A 17,664-nucleotide genomic window follows, 5' to 3' on the forward strand; every position below is an offset into this window, starting at 1 on the left:
GATCATCCTCTCAGACCAGCTATCGATCGTCGCCTTGGTAGGCCATTACCCTACCAACTAGCTAATCGAACATCGGTCCGTCTGACCGCGCGAGGTCCGAAGATCCCCCGCTTTCTCCCGTAGGACGTATGCGGTATTAGCGTAAGTTTCCCTACGTTATCCCCCACGTTCAGGTAGGTCCCGATGCATTACTCACCCGTCCGCCACTCGCCACCCACAGTATTGCTACTGCTGTGCTGCCGTTCGACTTGCATGTGTTAGGCATGCCGCCAGCGTTCAATCTGAGCCAGGATCAAACTCTTCACTTAAGTTTTCGACAATTCGTTCCTTGCGGAACTCCTCATCTATCTTTCTGAAGCGTTAGTCCCAACCGAAAAACTCATTACTGTGTTTCTTTGGTTGGACGCTTGCATTTCTTTGGACAGGTCGTAACCCTCCATCGCAAGACGTCCACACAATTCACCTGCGCACACTGTCAAAGATCAATCGCTTGTCACTGATTCCTCAGTAACTACCTGAGACGTTTCGTCCTAGGTGAGCCGCCCATTCTACATCGCTTTTCGCGACCGTCAACACCTTGAGAAGAGAAATTTTCTATCCGCGGGGGTGGTGACACCCTTCGTGAAGAGCTGCTCGTCGAAGGGGGGAGAATCATAGCGCCGCAGCGCCTCTCTGTGAAGAGGGCGCGCACACTTTTCTCGAAACAATGCACAAGATGACGACATTCCACCTCACGTCGTCGACTCTGCAGGTGCTCTACTGATGATCTCGCTCGACGTCATGCATTCGATGCAGATCGTATCGGTGAGCAGCATCGATCGCTTGCGAAGCCGCGCCACACCTGCACGTGCGAGGTCGCTCCCCGCACGTACTACGCGCTCTATCCATCCACGCAAGGCGTCTACTTGTTATGTACCGGAGTTTTCAGCCGGTGAAGCGCTTTGAAGGGATGCGCAGGCAGGTGTTGCGCCGAAGATCGCGGGCAGCGTATGCGCGGTGGGCAACTCTGATGTACCGAGCAGGCCGAGGCGAAAGGGGATCAGGGCCTCTGGGCGCAGATTTTCCAGCGCGTCCCAGTCATCTTCAAAAGGAATGAACTGTTGCATGGTGTGCTCCCTGAACGATGCGCCGCATGGTGGCGCGCAGGAGCATCAGAACAGACGGCCCGGTCAATGCGATGACGAGATCGGGCCGTTTGCGGGCAGGCAGCCGCCTTTAGTCGAGTTCAATCATCTCGAAATCGTCCTTGGTGGTGCCGCAGTCCGGGCAGGTCCATGTCAGGGGCACGTCTTCCCAGCGCGTACCGGCAGGAATACCTTCATCGGGCACGCCGACGGCTTCGTCGTAGATATAACCGCAGACAACGCACATCCATTTGCGCAAGGCAGTAGTGGCTTCGGTGGAACTCTGGCTCATTGTCGGACTTCTATGATCACGAGGGAAAGGCACATTCTCGCAACTCGTCGGGGATTGCGAAAGCATGCATCATCGCGCATCAGCCTATCCACGCGTGTGAGATTACGATTTGAAAACGTTCGCACAAACTATAGGCCGCGGCCTGTATGCGATCACCGATGGCCCGCGGGCCGACCTGACGGACGTGGTGACGCAGGCGCTGGCCGGCGGCGCGCGACTGCTGCAATACCGCGACAAAAGTAACGATTCGACACGACGTTACAATGAGGCCGCAGCGCTCAGGCAGCTGTGCGACGCCTACGCCGTGCCGCTAATCATCAACGACGATATCGCGCTGGCGCAGGCGGTGGCTGCCGATGGCGTGCATCTAGGCAGGGACGACGACGACCTTGCGGCCGCTCGTACCGTGCTGGGCAAGAACGCGATCATCGGCGTCTCGTGCTACGACTCATTGCAGCGGGCAAAGACGGCGGCGGGCGCAGGTGCGAGCTATATCGCATTCGGAGCATTTTTTACTTCGCCCACCAAACCGCTGGCGCCACGCGCTTCGATCGAGTTGCTGAGGCAAAGTGCCGCGCTGGATGTGGCGCGGGTGGCGATTGGCGGCATCACCCCGGACAATGCGGCATCGCTGGTTGAAGCTGGCGCCGACTATCTGGCCGTGATCTCGGCGGTGTTTGCCGCTACTGACGTGCGCCGCGCGGCACAAAGCTTCACCGACCTCTACTCATCTTTTTGCGGAACATCACCATGACGAGCAACCACGAACTCTTCCAGCGTGCACAGGCGCTGATGCCCGGCGGCGTGAATTCGCCGGTACGCGCGTTCAAGTCGGTCGGTGGCGAGCCGTTCTTCACCGCACGCGCGGATGGCGCCTATCTGTGGGATGTGGAAGGTACGCGCTATATCGACTATGTGGGCTCATGGGGCCCGATGATCGTCGGACACAACCATCCGGGCGTACGCGAGGCCGTCGAGCGCGCCGTGAAAAACGGACTGTCGTTCGGCACGCCCTGCCCGGCCGAGGTGACCATGGCCGAGACGATCACTCGACTGATTCCTTCGATCGAGATGGTGCGCATGGTGAACTCCGGCACCGAGGCCACGATGTCGGCGATCCGCCTCGCCCGCGGCGCCACTGGCCGCTCGAAGATCGTGAAGTTCGAAGGCTGCTATCACGGCCATGGCGACAGTTTCCTGGTGAAGGCCGGTTCCGGTGCACTCACGTTCGGCGTACCGACTTCGCCCGGCGTACCGAAGGCCAATGCCGATCTCACACTGACGCTGCCGTACAACGACCTCGATGCGGCGAAGGCATTGTTTGCCGAACAGGGCAACGACATCGCAGGGCTGATCATCGAGCCGGTTGCCGGCAACATGAACTGCATTCTGCCGATGGATGGCTACCTGCAAGGCCTGCGCGAACTGTGCACGCGGCACGGTGTGCTGTTGATTTTCGACGAGGTGATGACCGGCTTCCGGGTTGCGCTGGGCGGCGCGCAGGCGCATTACGGCGTGACGCCGGACCTGACCACCTTTGGCAAGATCATTGGCGGCGGCATGCCGGTGGGTGCTTACGGCGGCCGTCGCGAACTGATGGAACAGATCGCGCCAGCCGGACCGATCTATCAGGCAGGTACCTTGAGCGGCAACCCGGTGGCGATGGCCGCAGGTCTGGCGATGCTGGAACTGATCCAGGTACCGGGCTTTTACGACCATCTCGCGGCAAGCACGCGTCTGCTGACCGACGGACTCCAGTCGGTGGCTGACGCTGAAGGCATCCCTTTCAGCACCAACCGCGTCGGCGGCATGTTCGGTTTGTTCTTCACCGGCGAGAAGGTGGAGAGCTACGCACAGGCCACAGCGGCGGATGCGGCTCTGTTCAATCGTTTCTTCCACGGCATGCTGAAGCGAGGCGTGTATCTCGCGCCATCGGCGTTCGAGGCAGGCTTCATTTCAAGTGCGCACAGCGAGCAGGACATCGCCGATACGTTGCAGGCTGCGCGTGAAGCGCTGCGCGAAGCACGCGCCTGACCCGCTTCGCCCACGCCGTCATGGCGTGGGCGGCAATCTTTACCAGCTGCCAGTATTCGGCATCGACACCCACGGCTCCTGCGGTGGCAGGTGGCCGTCCTGCAACAGCTCAATTGAGATCAGGTCGGGCGAGCGCACGAACGCCATGTGTCCATCACGTGGCGGGCGACAGATGGTGTAGCCCATGGCCCGCAGTCGGGCGCAGGTGACGTAGATGTCGTCCACGCGAAACGCGAGGTGGCCGAAGTTGCGCGCCGAGCCGTAGTCTTCCTGCGAGCCCCAGTTCCAGGTCAACTCGATTTCCGCTGCGGGACTGTCGGACGCGGCGAGAAACACCAGGGTGTACTTGCCCTCGGGCTCCTCCTTGCGGCGCACTTCGCGCAGACCCAGCCCCTCGCAATAGAAACGCAACGAGGCGTCGAGGTCACGCACGCGAACCATGCTGTGCAGATATTTCATCAACTTGCCTCTTTGCAAAAGAACTAGGCTGCCACGTAGGCCGTCAATGCCACATGCAGGCGCCGCAGACCTTCGGCCAGGTCGGCGTCGCTGATCGTCAGTGGCGGCACGAAGCGCAGCACGTCGGGGCCTGCCTGCAGCACGAGCAGACCATGCGCAGCGGCATGATCGAGAATCTCACCGGCCTTGCCCTTGTGCGCATCGTTCAATACGGCGCCGAGCATCAGGCCGCGACCACGCACTTCGGCAAATAGATTCAGTTCGTGGTTGATGCGTGCCAGCCCTGCGCGCAGATCGTTCGCCTGCCGCTCCACATTCATCAGTACCGCCGGCGAAGCGAGCTTGCGCAATGCGACGCGCGCCACCGCCGCCGCCATCGGATTGCCGCCAAAAGTCGTCCCGTGCGCGCCGTATTGCAGTACCTCGGCCACCTTCGGGCCAGCGAGCATCGCGCCGATCGGGAATCCACAGCCGAGCGCCTTGGCCAGGGTCACGATGTCCGGACGCACATGATCCTGAGTGTGCGCGAACAAAGTCCCGGTGCGGCCCATACCGCACTGGATCTCATCCAGCACCAGCAGTGCGTCGTACTGATCGCACAGTTCGCGGATGCGCTTGAGGAATCCCGGCGCAGCCGGCAGCACCCCGCCCTCACCCTGCACTGGTTCCAGCATCACGGCGGCAATGCCGCCTTCGGCGAATGCCGTTTCCAATGCAGCGACGTCGTTGAAATCCAGATAGCGGAAGCCTCCCGGCAACGGCTCGTAACCTTCCTGATACTTGGGCTGCGCGGTTGCGGTGACGGTAGCCAGCGTACGGCCGTGGAAGGAGCCGCGGAACGTAACGATGACGCGCTGCTCCGGCGGGCGCCCCTTGGACGCAGCCCAACGACGCACCAGCTTGATCGCCGCCTCGTTCGCCTCGGCGCCGGAATTGCACAGGAACACACGCTCGGCGAAGTGCGATGCGCGTACCAGCTCTTCGGCCAACCGCAGCGGCGGCTCGGTGTAGAACACATTGCTGCTGTGCCAGAGCTTCTGCGCCTGCGCGGTGAGCGCGGCAAGCAGATCCGCATCCTGATGGCCAAGCGCGTTGACCGCGATGCCAGCACCGAAGTCCACGTATTCGTTGCCATCGGTATCCCAGACTCGCGCGCCCTTGCCGTGATCGAGCACCAGCTCGCGCGGCTTGTATACCGGCACCCAGTAACGCTTGCCGAGGTCGATCAGGGACTGCGTGGAGTGATCTTGTGCGTGCATGGTGGATTCCGGGCGCTGTCGCCAGGACAACACCGTCAAGGGGATGAGCGGGAACGCGACTGCCCGCGAGCCTCGCGGCGTCCTGCGCTGATGCGCATCATAAACTGCAGCTGGCTTTTGCACGATGTGCCGGATCAGGTCGGCGTGTCCGAGGCGGTTCAATCCGCCGGCCGCGCACGGACACGATGCCTTCTCGGCATGGCGGAGCATTCCCAGTGCGACTGAGCCAGGTCAGCGCAACTGCTCAGGCACCAGCTGGTGTTTCTTGCACAGCCGGTAAACGGTGACCCGCGAGACCTTCAGCCGACGCGCGCATTCACTGATGTTGAAACGACTCTCGCGCAGACAGATCTCCACCGCTTCGCGTTCGGCTGACACGCGGGTCAGCCCCAGACTGGAGCGGTGGCCGTTCGTCAGCGGAGCATCTTGCAGATCCAGATCGGCCACGCTGATCAGCGTGGCTTCGGCCACCACCGCGGCGCGCTGCACGCGATTGAGCAACTCGCGTACGTTGCCGGGCCACGAAAATGCGCGCATCGCCTGCTTGGCGGAATCGCTGAACAGACGGGCGTGGCTATGGTGCTGCTCGCGGAACGCGTCGAGAAAATGCTGCGCAAGCATTTCCACGTCTTCCGCGCGCTCGCGCAATGCCGGCATGCGCAAACGCAGCACGTTGAGCCGGTAGTAGAGATCCTCACGGAAGTGACCTGCGGCTACCGCCGTCTCCAGGTCGACATGGGTGGCCGCCAGCACGCGTACATCCGCACGGATCGGCTGGCTGCTGCCGACTCGCTCGATGGTGCCCTCCTGCAGGAAGCGCAGCAAGCTGGTTTGCGCGTCCAGCGGCAGGTCGCCAATCTCGTCGAGGAATACCGTGCCACCGGATGCACTCTCGATGTGGCCGATCCGTCGCGCATTGGCGCCGGTGAATGCGCCGCGCTCGTGACCAAACAACTCTGACTGAACCAGGTTCGAAGGCAGCGCACCGCAATTGATGGTGACGAATGGCCGCATCGCGCGCACCGACAACTCATGCAACGCGCTCGCTGCAACCTCCTTACCTGTACCGGTTTCACCCGTGATCAGCACGGGCAGATCCACCGGTGCGTATTTGCGGATACTTGAACGCACGGCCAGCATCGCGGCACTCTGTCCGACCATGCCGAGCGTGTCCGCTTCGGGCATCGACACTTGGGGCTGCTTGCTGTCGCTGAAGCGCGCCAGCGTCTCCAGCAGCCGTGGCATATCGATTGGCGCTGTGAATAACTCGGCGCAGTTGAGCAAAATGCGCTTTACCAACGGCTGTTGCGTCGGCATTTCGGACGAGACCAGCGCGATCCACGGCACTCTTGGATATTGGGCGATCTGGCGCCCCATCGCCTGCAACACGTTGTCGTCGCCATGGCGGAAATCGGCCATCGCCACCACGGTTTGACCGGTGCGGACCCCGACCCCTTCGCGCGCCTGGATATTGGCTACCCGGACTGACCAGCCTGAATTGGCCAGGGATTGTTGCTCCGCTGCGATCGGCTGACCAAACCAGACCACGCAACGCCCGCCCCTCGCAGTGTCGTCCATTGTCCCCTCCCGTCCACCATCCTGCTTATTGGTTGTCCGCTACCGGCAGTTCACCGCCAGTCATGGCTTAGGCATAGAAGAACATTGCTGTCAATAGAGTGCCGAACTATACGCCACAATTGATGCACTGAGATGACTTACCGTCAGGTAATCACCTGAATGCGTGTCAGGGAATACTCCGCATGCACGCTGAAATCCAGTCAAACCGGCATTAGAGCGGCCTCAAGCGAGAAATAAATCCGGCAACAACGGCGTGCCGGGGCTTACGGCATAGGCATCGAAGTCATTGATCCCGGACATCCGCAAAATCTCTTCATCGATGGCGAAATGGCCGGTGTAGCTGCGCGCCGGCAGGCTGAAGATGGCATGTGCGGCATCGGCGACGATTTCCGGCTTGCGGCATTGCTCGGCCTTCACACCATCGATCATGGCGATGGCTGCAGTGGCTATCACCGTGCGCGGCCACAAGGCGTTCACCGCGATGCCGAGCGGCGCGAACTCCGCGCTCATGCCCAGCACGCACAGGCTCATGCCGTATTTGGCGATGGTGTAGGCGGTGTGCGGCGCGAACCATTTCGGATCGAGGTTCGGCGGCGGCGACAGCATCAGCACATGCGGGTTGGCCGCCTGCTTCAGGTACGGCAGGCAACTACGGGTCACCAGGAACGTGCCGCGGGTATTGACCTGGTGCATCAGATCAAAGCGTTTCATCGGCGTGTCGGCGGTGCCGGCCAGCCAGATCGCGCTGGCGTTGTTGACCAGAATATCGATGCCACCGAAATGTTCAGCCGCCTGCGCGGCGGCGGCCACGACCTGCTCTTCTTCGCGGATATCCACCTGCAGCGCCAGCGCCTTGCCGCCGGCTGCCTCGACCGCCGCGGCGGCGGTATGGATGGTGCCGGGCAACTTCGGGTTGGCCACGCCACTCTTGGCCGCGATCACGACATTCGCCCCGTCACGCGCCGCGCGCAGCGCAATCGCCAGTCCAATGCCCCGCGAGGCACCGGTGATGAACAAGGTCTTGCCAGCCAGATTGCCCATGAGCATCGACTCCGTGGAAAACGTCAGTCTAAAGCTCCCGGTCGGTTGACGCTGATCCAGTCCACGAGCACGCCACGCTACGCCGGCAATTCAGGGCTTCTGAAAGCGCGGCAGGATGTCGCGCAACTCTGCCAGCCTCAGCAGCGGATCGGTGAGCTCAAGCATGTGCTGCTGCTCGCTCGGATCCAGCGGCAACAACTCGGCCAGACGGAAACCCAGCCAGCTCGCATCGTCGTAGGCACTGCGCGGCGCGTGTCGCCAGTGCGGCGCCATGGTTTCGATCAGTCGTTCGAGGATGCTCTGCAACAAGGCGAATTCCACCGGTACCTGCTGCTCCGGCTCGGTCGGCCAGATCTCAACTTCGCCACGCAGCAGACCATCGGCACGCGCCCGGCTGCGCTCGACGCGGAAACGTGAGCCGCCCTCGGCAACGATGCCGAGCAGACCATCTTCATCACGGTGGAAATCGCTGATCCGGGCGATCGTGCCGATCGCGGTCGGCACGGCCGGCATACCGGCTTCGCGCCCTTCAAGGATCAGGCACACGCCGAAGCCGGTGTCGTGACGCGTACACTCGCGCACCAGGTCGAGATAGCGCGGCTCAAAGATGCGCAGTTGCAACTGGCCACCGGGGAACAGCACCGTGGCGAGCGGAAACAATGGCATCTCGATGAGCGCAGACTGGGTGGCCATACGGCAAGTGTAGCCAGTGCGTCGTATCCGGTCAGCGGCGCCCGTCACGACAACGGCAGATTCAACCTTGGCGCAAACGTTCTACGAAGCGACGCGGCGCCGCCTCGAAGCCGCCGTTCGACATGAAGATCACCTGATCGCCGGGCTGTACCTTTGTCTCCAGCAAATCGATCAACGCGTCCACGGTTGGGGCGGTGTGGCCGCGACCATCCAGCGCCGCGGTGACGTGCCCGGCATCCCAGGGGAGTTCGGGGCGATGCAGGAACACCACCGCATCGGCGTCCTTCAGTGAAGGGGCCAGTGCTTCGGCGTGAGCGCCCTGACGCATCGAGTTGGAGCGTGGCTCCAGCGCCACCAGGATGCGCGCCTTACCCACGTTTGCGCGCAGGGCGGCCAGCGTGGTGGCGATCGCGGTGGGGTGATGGGCGAAGTCGTCGTAGACACGCACGCCATTCACCTCGCCGACCAGCTCCATCCGTCGCTTGACGCTTTCGAACGTGCTGAACGCGCTCAGCAGCGCATGAGGATCGGCGCCCTCGGCAGTGGCGGCGGCCAGTGCGGCGAGCGCGTTCATCACGCTGTGGTTGCCCAACAGGGACCAGCGCACTTCGCCGATCAGCTCGCCGCGGCGGTGCACGGTGAATGCCGAGCCATCCGCTTCGATGAGCGTGGCCTGCCAGTCGCCACGGCCGATACCGAATGTTTCAACCGGAGTCCAGCAGCCCATCGCCAACACGTCGGCGAGAAAGTGATCGTGCGCGTTGACGATCAGCCGACCGTTGCCCGGCACGGTGCGCACGAGATGATGGAACTGGCGCTGGATTGCAGCAACATCCGGAAAAATGTCCGCATGGTCGTATTCGAGATTGTTGAGGATCGCGATGCGCGGCCGGTAGTGCACGAACTTCGAGCGCTTGTCGAAAAACGCGGTGTCGTACTCGTCCGCCTCGATCACAAACGGCTTGCCCTGCCCGAGCCGTGCCGACACACCAAAATTGCCGGGTACGCCACCAACCAGAAACCCAGGGGCGAAGCCTGCGCTCTCCAGCAGGTGTGCCAGCAGGCTGGTGGTAGTGGTCTTGCCGTGGGTGCCGGCGACCGCCAGCACGTCGCGTCCGGCCAGCAACGTCTCGCCCAGCCATTGCGGGCCGGAGATGTAGCGCAGGCTTTGGTCGAGCATGTATTCCACGGCGGGGTTGCCGCGGGTCATCGCATTGCCCACCACCACGAGATCGGGCGCGGGCTGCAGGTGTTCGGCAGTGTAGCCCCGCATCAAATCGATGCCGAGTGCTTCGAGCTGGGTGCTCATCGGCGGATAGACGTTGGCGTCGGAACCTTCGACCTCGAGTCCCAGTTCACGCGCCAGCGCGGCGACACCGCCCATGAAGGTGCCGCAGATACCGAGGATGTGCAGTCGCATGAGCTACCCGATGGTGTGAAGAACGTTCGCGTGAAGAACGTTCGCCTAAAGACTTGCCATGGCGCAACGCGATTGCGGGTTGCCCCCAGACAGCGGATCGCCAACTGGCGACCCGCGAGGATCAGCCGCTTGCCGCGGCCGATTCGTTCTCGAGCGCATGCTTGACCCGCGCGGTGACCTCGTCAAGCTCGCCGACGCCGTCGACGATCTGCAGCTTGCCGCGCTTGGCGTAGAAATCCGCCACGGGCGCGGTCTGTTCGGCATAGATGGCCAGGCGCTTGCGCACGACTTCGGGATCGTCATCCTTGCGATGCTCCGCCTTGAAGCGGATTTCGCAGCGGCCGATGATCACCTCGCTCGGCACCTTCAGCTTCACCACCGCATCGAGCGGCTGGACGATACGTTCGAGCAGGTGGTCGAGCGCGTCAGCCTGGGCCAGGTTGCGCGGATAGCCGTCGAGAATGAAACCGGCCTTGGCGTCGTCCTGGGTCAGACGATCCTCCAGCATACCGAGCAGGATGTCGTCAGATACCAATTGGCCCGCATCCATCACGGCCTTGGCCTTGAGCCCCATCGGAGTGCCCGCCGCAACGGCGGCGCGCAGCATGTCGCCGGTCGATATATGCGGCACACCTAATTCCGTCTTCAGCCGGGCGGCCTGCGTGCCTTTGCCCGAGCCGGGCGCACCAAGTAGGACGAGTCGCATAATGCTCCACAAGTTCGGCGGCCTGCCGCACACTGCAGCAACCCGTCCGTATCCAGATTTGGCTGTCAAATTAGCGTCTGCACCCGGTGCCGTCAAACGGCGGCATCACTCACCTGTCGCCAAGTGCTTGTTGTCAAAAGATTTGCCCCTGACCAAAAACACGCCATTACCGCCTGAACAGCGGCCCGAATGACTGCTCCAGTGAGGACCCCATGAGCCCGACCCGCCGCCCGGCCCCTATCTCCGGCAACCTGCTTTACGCCCAATCCGGTGGCGTCACGGCCGTTATCAATGCCACCGCCGCCGGCGTGATCGAGGCCGCGCGCGCCAGTGGCGTAAAGGTCTATGCCGCACGCAACGGCATTCTCGGCGCACTGCGCGAGGAGCTGATCGATACCTCGAAGGAATCGAAGAGCGCGATTGCCGCGCTCCGCCACACGCCAGGTGGCGCGTTCGGCAGCTGTCGCTACAAGCTGAAATCGCTGGAGGACAATCGGGCCGAGTACGCACGATTGATCGATGTGTTCCGCGCCCACGACATCCGCTGGTTCCTCTACAACGGCGGCAACGACTCCGCCGATACCGCGCTGAAGATCTCGCAGCTGGGCAAGGTCATGGGCTACGACATCCGCTGCATCGGCGTACCCAAGACCGTGGACAACGACCTTGCCGTCACCGATTGCTGCCCCGGCTTTGGCTCGGTCGCGAAATACACCGCCATCTCCACGCTGGAAGCGAGCCTCGACGTGGCGTCGATGGCCTCGACTTCGACCAAGGTATTCATCCTCGAAGTCATGGGCCGCCACGCTGGCTGGATTGCCGCTGCCGCCGGTCTGGCCGGTGAAGGTGCGGATGCCGCGCCGCATATCATCCTGTTCCCCGAGAACCCGTTCGACGAAGCGGCGTTCCTGGCCAAGGTGAAGGCGACCGTGGAGCGCGTCGGCTGGTGCACCGTGGTCGCCTCCGAGGGCGTGCGCAACGCAGCTGGCCAGTTCCTCGCCGAAGCGGGTACGCGCGATGCGTTCGGCCACGCGCAGCTCGGTGGCGTGGCGCCGGTACTGGCGGCCTTGGTGAAAGAGAAGCTTGGCTACAAGTACCACTGGGCGCTACCCGACTACCTGCAGCGCTCTGCACGACATGCCGCGTCGAAGGTCGATGCCGAACAGGCCTATGCGGTCGGGCGCGCCGCCGTGGAATACGCGCTGAAAGGCATGAATGCAGTGATGCCGGTGATCGTGCGCACGGCAGATGCCCCTTACCGCTGGAAGATCGAACCGGCGCCGTTGGTGAAGGTCGCCAACCGCGAAAAGAAAATGCCCAAGGGCTTCATCAGCCGCGACGGCTTCGGCATCACCGCCGCCGCGCGCCGATACCTGGCACCGTTGATTCAGGGCGAGGCACCGCCTCCGTATGGCAAGAACGGGCTGCCCCAGTATGAGGTGTTGAAGAATCTTGCCGTGGCGCAAAAGCTGCCGGTGTTCGGCCGTTGATGGATTGAAGGCAACCGCAGTTCGGCCTTGCAGGCTCATGGCCCGGGCACGTCTTTTCCGGATGGGTGTTGTCTTTCGTAGGTTGGGGTGAGCGCAGCGATGCCCAACGTCTTTGCGGGATGCTTGAGGGACTTGTTGGGCATCGCTGCGCTCACCCCAACCTGAGCGAGGACTCGTCGGGGTGTGTTCCTACAATTTCAGGAAGGCGTCGAGTGCGCGTTGATACGCAGGATCTTCCTGGATCGTATTGTGTCCCGCCCCGACAATCACGAGTTCCTCGGGTGGCGCGACAAAACTTGCCACCAGCACGGCGGTGCGCGCCGGATCGATGACCTGGTCATCAGCGGCACGCAACACCAGTACTGGGCAACGCACCTGTCCGGCAAAACGCCATGATTCGTAGCGATCCTTCAGTAGCCACGATACCGGCGCGTAGGGATACGCGCCTTGTGCCACGCGCTGCAGACTGTCGAACGGGGTGACCAGCACCAACCGCTCCAACGGCCGCCGCGCGGCAAGCTGCATCGCAACGCCACTGCCCAAGCTGCGGCCAATGACAGCCACACCGGTGTGGTGACCCGCCACCTCGTCATACAGCGCCAGCGCATCATCGATCAGCGCCGACTCACTGGGTTCGCCGCTGCTCGCACCGTAGCCCCGGTAAGGCAGCAGGTAGATCGTCCGATCCGGAAACCAGCGGGAAAATTCCTCGCGCAAATCCTCGATGCGCTCGCCGTTGCCGCCGAAGTACAGCAGCGCCCTGGTCTTCCCCGGATTGACGACCCAGCCGCGCAACACCACGCCATCTCGCGGCAACACGAAGTCCGGTGCCTGCCGCACCGGACGGCTCGACGCGGGCATATAAATCAGGTGCCTCTGATTCAGATACAGATAGACACATGCCAAACCGTACAGGCACAGCAAGATGGCGATGGATACACCCACTACGCGCCATGGCATGCGATTCCCCTGTTTCCATTGCAGGCAACCTTGAGCTTAGGCTCGCCCAGGACTTGCGCACAAGCGAAAGCCTGCTCGACATTTCCATTCGCGCCGAACTGCATCGCATCCGTTGCGCCGCACAACACGATACGTCACAACCTCTGCCTATACTCGACCGGGCCGCCCGTTCTGGACGGCCGCCGTCGGGATGCCAACGGCATTCCGGCTTCCTGAGACGATAACTCGTGGGGGAGGTTCCGATGCTGCAGCAGTATGGTGTGTGGATAGCGCTGGCGTGTGCGGTGGTGGCCATTCTTTATGGCGCGTTTTCGGTGCGCTGGATCCTGGCGCAATCCCCCGGCAATGATCGGATGCAGGAGATTGCCGCGGCGATCCAGGAGGGCGCACGCGCCTACCTCAATCGCCAGTACACCACCATCGGTGTGGTCGGTGTGGTGCTCTTCCTGGTGGTCGGCTTTGCCCTGAACTGGCCCACGGCGATTGGTTTTGCGATCGGCGCGATCCTCTCCGGCGCAACCGGCTATATCGGCATGAATGTCTCGGTGCGCGCGAACGTGCGCACCGCCGAAGCCGCGCGCAGCGGTCTGGCCGCGGCAATGAACGTGGCGTTTCGCGGCGGCGCGATCACCGGCATGCTGGTGGTCGGACTCGGCCTGATCGGCGTGGCCGGCTACTACGATGTGCTGCGGCACGTCGGCTACTCGAGCGATGCTTCGCTGCACGCCATGGTCGGTCTCGCGTTCGGCTCCTCGCTGATCTCCATTTTCGCGCGCCTGGGTGGCGGCATCTTCACCAAGGGTGCGGACGTCGGTGCCGATCTGGTGGGCAAGGTCGAGGCCGGCATTCCCGAGGATGACCCGCGCAATCCGGCCGTGATCGCCGACAACGTGGGCGACAACGTGGGCGATTGCGCCGGCATGGCGGCGGATCTGTTCGAAACCTATGCGGTAACGCTGATCGCCACGATGCTGCTGGGCGGCCTGATGGTATCCACCGCCGGTGCGAACGCGGTGCTCTATCCGCTGGTGCTTGGCGGCGCTTCGATCATCGCCTCGATCATCGGTGCATTGTTCGTCAAGGTGAAGGCGGGTGGTTCGATCATGGGCGCGCTGTACAAGGGCGTCATCGTCTCGGCGGTGCTCGCTGCCGCTGCGTTTTATCCGCTCACCACGCAACTGATGAGCGACTCGTCGTACGGCGCCACGAATTTGTGGGGTTGCTCGCTGATCGGGCTGGCGCTGACCGGCGCGATCGTGTGGATCACCGAGTACTACACCGGCACCCAGTACAAGCCGGTGCAGCATATTGCTTCCGCCTCCACCACGGGCCACGGCACCAACATCATTGCCGGGCTGGGCGTGTCGATGAAATCGACGGCGATGCCGGTGATCGTGATCTGCCTGGCGATCTGGGGCGCGTTTTCCCTGGGTGGCCTGTACGGCATCGCGATCGCCGCCACGGCCATGTTGTCGATGGCTGGCATGATCGTCGCGCTGGATGCTTATGGCCCGATTACCGACAACGCCGGCGGCATCGCCGAGATGGCCGATCTGCCGCCGGAAGTGCGCGGTGTCACCGACCCGCTCGATGCGGTCGGCAACACCACCAAGGCAGTGACCAAGGGCTATGCGATCGGTTCGGCGGCGCTCGCCGCTCTGGTGTTGTTTGCCGACTACACGCATAACCTGCAAGCCGAGCATCCCGGACAGACGTTCGTGTTCGACCTGTCCGATCACATGGTGATTATCGGTCTGCTGATTGGCGGTCTGATTCCGTACCTGTTCGGCGCGATGGCGATGGAGGCCGTCGGCCGCGCTGCCGGCGCGGTTGTGGAGGAAGTGCGTCGGCAGTTCCGCGAAATCCCCGGCATCATGCTGGGCACTGCCAAGCCGGACTACTCGCGCGCGGTGGACATGCTGACCAAGTCGGCGATCAAGGAAATGATCGTGCCATCGCTGTTGCCGGTGGCCGTGCCGATTGTGGTCGGTCTGCTGCTGGGGCCGAAGGCACTCGGTGGTGTGCTGATCGGCACCATCGTTACCGGCCTGTTCGTGGCGATCTCGATGACCACCGGTGGTGGCGCTTGGGACAATGCGAAGAAATACATCGAAGATGGCCACCACGGTGGCAAGGGCTCGGAGGCTCACAAGGCCGCGGTCACCGGCGACACTGTGGGCGACCCGTACAAGGACACCGCCGGCCCGGCCGTGAATCCGCTGATCAAGATCATCAACATCGTCGCCCTGTTGCTCATCCCTCTGCTCTGACCATGAACCACACGGTCACGCCGTAACGAGCAACGGAGAAGCCCCGCCCTGTGCGGGGTTTTTCTTTCATTCCTGAGATCCTTCAACCCGGCTGCGTTGGCCCTGACTTTAGTCACGGGCGGCCATGCCATCCAACGCGTACGCTCGGCCGAAGGCGGGCCGCATCCGCTGGATCCATCTGCACACAAGGAGCACACGATGAAATCGGTCTGGCTGATGCTGGCACTCGGCGTCACACTGACGGGCATGAACACTACCAACGCCCAAGACAACAAACCCGCCACCCCACCCGCAGACACCCAGGCCAGCGATGATCCGTTCCTGTGGCTGGAGGACATCCACAGCACCCGCGCGATGGATTGGGTGAAAAAAGAGAATGCGGTGACGACGAAGCAGTTCGTCGGCAACGCCGAGTTCACGAAAACCCGCGACGGCATACTCGAAGTGCTCGATTCGGACGCGCGGATTCCCGATGTCCGCCGCATGGGCGATCACCTGTACAACTTCTGGCGCGACAAGGCACATCCGCGCGGCATCTGGCGGCGCACCACGTTGGCCGAGTACCGCAAGGCCAACCCACAGTGGGAAGTGTTGCTGGACGTCGACGCGCTGAACAAGGCCGAAGACAAACGCTGGGTCTTCAAGGACGTGCAATGCCTGAAGCCGAAATACGACCGCTGCCTGATTTCGCTGTCACCGGATGGCGGCGATGCAGTGACCGTGCGCGAGTTCGACATCCCTGGCAAATCCTTCGTCAAGGGCGGTTTCGACTTGCCTGTTGCGAAGACCGAGGCCAGCTGGATCGATGAGGACACCCTTTACGTCGGTACCGATTTCGGTCCCGACACGATGACTGAATCGAGCTATCCGCGCATTGCCAAGGAATGGAAGCGCGGCACGCCATTGACGGCGGCCGCCACGATCTACGCGGGCAAGCCCACCGATCTCGCCGTCAGCGCGTCGCACGATCGCACGCCGGGTTTCGAGCGTGATTTCGTCAGCGTCGCGAAGGATTTCTTCCACAGCGAGCTGTACCAGCGCATCGGCGACAAGCTCACACGTGTTGATGTTCCCACCGATGCCACCGCCGACGCCCATCGCGAATGGTTGTTGGTGCAGACGCGCTCACCCTGGACGATCGATGGCACGACCTACCCGTCCGGCGCACTGCTGGCAACGACATTCGATGCGTTCATGGCCGGCAAGCGCGTGTTCACCGTGCTGTTCAAGCCGGACGCGCATACCTCGCTGGCCACGTACGCCTGGACCCAGCATCACTTGATCCTGGATGTGCTGGACGACGTCAAGAGCCGACTGGAAGTGCTGACGCCGCCAGAAAACGTGACGACCACGGGCGACTGGAAGCGCGAGGCGATGCCGAACGCGCCCGCGATGAGCACCATCAACGTGGTCGACACCGATCCCGACCACAGCGACGAGTACTGGCTCGGCGTCACCGGCTTTTTGGCCCCGTCGTCGCTGCAGCGTGGTGTGCTGGGCAGCATACCGGCCGAGACGATCAAGCATGACCCGGCATTTTTCGATGCCTCGAAGTTCGAGGTCAGCCAGCACTTTGTCAGTTCGAAAGACGGCACCCGCGTGCCGTACTTCGAGATCGCGCCCAAGGGCATCAAGCTGGATGGCTCCAACCGCGCGCTACTGTACGGCTACGGTGGTTTCGAAGTTTCGCTGCAGCCGCACTACAGCGGCAGCATCGGTCGCGCCTGGCTGAATCGCGGCGGCGTATACGTGGTCGCGAATATCCGCGGCGGCGGTGAATACGGCCCGGCCTGGCACCAGGCCGCACTGAAGGCAAATCGCCCGCGTGCGTACGAAGACTTCGCTGCAGTCGCCGAGGACCTGGTCAAGCGCGGAGTGACTTCCGCGAAGCATCTGGGCGCCGAGGGTGGCAGCAATGGCGGCCTGTTGATGGGCAACATGCTGACGGTCTATCCACAGCTTTTCGGTGCGATCGCGTGCGAGGTACCGCTGCTCGACATGAAGCGCTACACGCACTTGTCGGCCGGTGCGTCATGGATGGCCGAATACGGCAATCCGGATACTTCGGACTGGAACTTCATCAAGACGTTCTCGCCGTATCAGAACGTGGAAAAAGACGCGCACTACCCGCCGGTGCTGTTCTACACCACCACCAGCGACGACCGTGTCGGCCCGGTGCAGGCTCGCAAGATGGCTGCGAAAATGCAGGCGATGGGACACGCGAACGTGTGGTTTTACGAGAACCTCGAGGGCGGCCATGGTGCGGGCGCGGACAACAAGCAAGCCGCGCTGATGCATGCGCTGGCCTACGATTTCTTGTGGGATCAACTGAAGTAAC

At 62.6% G+C, this 17,664-nt stretch carries 15 protein-coding genes and 1 rRNA gene; 5 read left to right on the forward strand and 11 right to left on the reverse strand.

The window, feature by feature from the left end:
* From HDE77_RS12185 to HDE77_RS12195, 3 genes are all read right to left on the reverse strand, one after another.
* Nucleotides 1–308, reverse strand: a 16S ribosomal RNA gene (locus tag HDE77_RS12185); the annotation flags it as partial.
* A 600-nt stretch (nucleotides 309–908) separates the two neighbouring features.
* Nucleotides 909–1,106: a hypothetical protein gene (locus HDE77_RS12190; protein ID WP_184417615.1), complete on the reverse strand. Its 198-nt coding sequence runs from the start codon at nucleotides 1,104–1,106 to the stop codon at nucleotides 909–911.
* Between the two features lie 109 nt (nucleotides 1,107–1,215).
* Nucleotides 1,216–1,416 (reverse strand): rubredoxin, encoded by a 201-nt coding sequence (locus HDE77_RS12195; RefSeq protein ID WP_184417616.1) that lies wholly within the window; start codon nucleotides 1,414–1,416, stop codon nucleotides 1,216–1,218.
* A gap of 109 nt (nucleotides 1,417–1,525) precedes the next feature.
* Between HDE77_RS12195 and thiE the strand changes: the two genes are divergently transcribed.
* Nucleotides 1,526–2,170, forward strand: a complete 645-nt coding sequence (gene thiE / locus HDE77_RS12200; RefSeq protein ID WP_184417617.1) for a thiamine phosphate synthase — start codon at nucleotides 1,526–1,528, stop codon at nucleotides 2,168–2,170.
* A complete protein-coding gene (hemL, locus tag HDE77_RS12205) occupies nucleotides 2,167–3,450 on the forward strand; it encodes a glutamate-1-semialdehyde 2,1-aminomutase (protein WP_184417618.1) in 1,284 nt (427 codons plus the stop codon). Before thiE ends, hemL begins: the two co-directional genes overlap by 4 nt.
* A gap of 39 nt (nucleotides 3,451–3,489) precedes the next feature.
* Here hemL and HDE77_RS12210 read toward each other — a convergent pair whose 3' ends face one another.
* The 7 genes from HDE77_RS12210 to HDE77_RS12240 form a co-directional block, all read right to left on the reverse strand.
* On the reverse strand, nucleotides 3,490–3,909 hold the full coding sequence (locus tag HDE77_RS12210) for a VOC family protein (RefSeq protein WP_184417619.1): 420 nt from the start codon (nucleotides 3,907–3,909) through the stop codon (nucleotides 3,490–3,492).
* 23 nt (nucleotides 3,910–3,932) lie between these two features.
* A complete protein-coding gene (locus HDE77_RS12215) occupies nucleotides 3,933–5,168 on the reverse strand; it encodes an acetylornithine/succinylornithine family transaminase (RefSeq protein ID WP_184417620.1) in 1,236 nt (411 codons plus the stop codon).
* A 231-nt stretch (nucleotides 5,169–5,399) separates the two neighbouring features.
* On the reverse strand, nucleotides 5,400–6,746 hold the full coding sequence (locus HDE77_RS12220; protein WP_184417621.1) for a sigma-54 dependent transcriptional regulator: 1,347 nt from the start codon (nucleotides 6,744–6,746) through the stop codon (nucleotides 5,400–5,402).
* A 222-nt stretch (nucleotides 6,747–6,968) separates the two neighbouring features.
* Nucleotides 6,969–7,787, reverse strand: a complete 819-nt coding sequence (locus tag HDE77_RS12225) for an NAD(P)-dependent oxidoreductase (RefSeq protein WP_184417622.1) — start codon at nucleotides 7,785–7,787, stop codon at nucleotides 6,969–6,971.
* Nucleotides 7,788–7,877: 90 nt separating this feature from the next.
* Nucleotides 7,878–8,480, reverse strand: a complete 603-nt coding sequence (locus tag HDE77_RS12230; RefSeq protein WP_184417623.1) for an LON peptidase substrate-binding domain-containing protein — start codon at nucleotides 8,478–8,480, stop codon at nucleotides 7,878–7,880.
* A 61-nt stretch (nucleotides 8,481–8,541) separates the two neighbouring features.
* Nucleotides 8,542–9,900 carry a UDP-N-acetylmuramate:L-alanyl-gamma-D-glutamyl-meso-diaminopimelate ligase gene (gene mpl / locus HDE77_RS12235; protein ID WP_184417624.1) on the reverse strand — a complete coding sequence of 453 codons (1,359 nt, stop codon included), beginning with the start codon at nucleotides 9,898–9,900 and terminating at the stop codon, nucleotides 8,542–8,544.
* A 121-nt stretch (nucleotides 9,901–10,021) separates the two neighbouring features.
* Complete coding sequence (locus tag HDE77_RS12240) at nucleotides 10,022–10,606, reverse strand: adenylate kinase (protein ID WP_184417810.1); 585 nt, start codon at nucleotides 10,604–10,606, stop codon at nucleotides 10,022–10,024.
* 212 nt (nucleotides 10,607–10,818) lie between these two features.
* Here HDE77_RS12240 and HDE77_RS12245 point away from each other — a divergent pair, with 212 nt between their 5' ends.
* A complete protein-coding gene (locus tag HDE77_RS12245; RefSeq protein ID WP_184417625.1) occupies nucleotides 10,819–12,096 on the forward strand; it encodes a 6-phosphofructokinase in 1,278 nt (425 codons plus the stop codon).
* A 189-nt stretch (nucleotides 12,097–12,285) separates the two neighbouring features.
* Here the strand turns inward: HDE77_RS12245 and HDE77_RS12250 are convergent, their stop codons facing one another.
* Complete coding sequence (locus HDE77_RS12250; protein ID WP_184417626.1) at nucleotides 12,286–13,056, reverse strand: alpha/beta hydrolase; 771 nt, start codon at nucleotides 13,054–13,056, stop codon at nucleotides 12,286–12,288.
* Between the two features lie 242 nt (nucleotides 13,057–13,298).
* Between HDE77_RS12250 and HDE77_RS12255 the strand changes: the two genes are divergently transcribed.
* Both HDE77_RS12255 and HDE77_RS12260 read left to right on the forward strand, forming a co-directional pair.
* The gene (locus HDE77_RS12255) at nucleotides 13,299–15,326 is read left to right on the forward strand and encodes a sodium-translocating pyrophosphatase (protein ID WP_184417627.1); all 2,028 of its coding nucleotides are present in this window, start codon (nucleotides 13,299–13,301) and stop codon (nucleotides 15,324–15,326) included.
* Between the two features lie 198 nt (nucleotides 15,327–15,524).
* Nucleotides 15,525–17,663 (forward strand): prolyl oligopeptidase family serine peptidase, encoded by a 2,139-nt coding sequence (locus tag HDE77_RS12260; protein ID WP_184417628.1) that lies wholly within the window; start codon nucleotides 15,525–15,527, stop codon nucleotides 17,661–17,663.
* Nucleotide 17,664 lies beyond the last annotated feature (1 nt).

Origin of the sequence: Rhodanobacter sp. MP7CTX1 (assembly GCF_014205795.1) — a bacterium.
GTDB lineage: Bacteria > Pseudomonadota > Gammaproteobacteria > Xanthomonadales > Rhodanobacteraceae > Rhodanobacter.

Coding starts and splice junctions, on each gene's coding strand:
- hemL (WP_184417618.1), top strand. CDS start 2,167: ATGACGAGCAACCACGAACTCTTCCAGCGTGCACAGGCGCTGATGCCC.
- HDE77_RS12255 (WP_184417627.1), top strand. CDS start 13,299: ATGCTGCAGCAGTATGGTGTGTGGATAGCGCTGGCGTGTGCGGTGGTG.
- HDE77_RS12225 (WP_184417622.1), bottom strand. CDS start 7,787: ATGGGCAATCTGGCTGGCAAGACCTTGTTCATCACCGGTGCCTCGCGG.
- HDE77_RS12245 (WP_184417625.1), top strand. CDS start 10,819: ATGAGCCCGACCCGCCGCCCGGCCCCTATCTCCGGCAACCTGCTTTAC.
- HDE77_RS12230 (WP_184417623.1), bottom strand. CDS start 8,480: ATGGCCACCCAGTCTGCGCTCATCGAGATGCCATTGTTTCCGCTCGCC.
- HDE77_RS12240 (WP_184417810.1), bottom strand. CDS start 10,606: ATGCGACTCGTCCTACTTGGTGCGCCCGGCTCGGGCAAAGGCACGCAG.
- HDE77_RS12215 (WP_184417620.1), bottom strand. CDS start 5,168: ATGCACGCACAAGATCACTCCACGCAGTCCCTGATCGACCTCGGCAAG.
- HDE77_RS12260 (WP_184417628.1), top strand. CDS start 15,525: ATGAAATCGGTCTGGCTGATGCTGGCACTCGGCGTCACACTGACGGGC.
- HDE77_RS12210 (WP_184417619.1), bottom strand. CDS start 3,909: ATGAAATATCTGCACAGCATGGTTCGCGTGCGTGACCTCGACGCCTCG.
- HDE77_RS12195 (WP_184417616.1), bottom strand. CDS start 1,416: ATGAGCCAGAGTTCCACCGAAGCCACTACTGCCTTGCGCAAATGGATG.
- mpl (WP_184417624.1), bottom strand. CDS start 9,900: ATGCGACTGCACATCCTCGGTATCTGCGGCACCTTCATGGGCGGTGTC.
- HDE77_RS12250 (WP_184417626.1), bottom strand. CDS start 13,056: ATGCCATGGCGCGTAGTGGGTGTATCCATCGCCATCTTGCTGTGCCTG.
- HDE77_RS12220 (WP_184417621.1), bottom strand. CDS start 6,746: ATGGACGACACTGCGAGGGGCGGGCGTTGCGTGGTCTGGTTTGGTCAG.
- HDE77_RS12190 (WP_184417615.1), bottom strand. CDS start 1,106: ATGCAACAGTTCATTCCTTTTGAAGATGACTGGGACGCGCTGGAAAAT.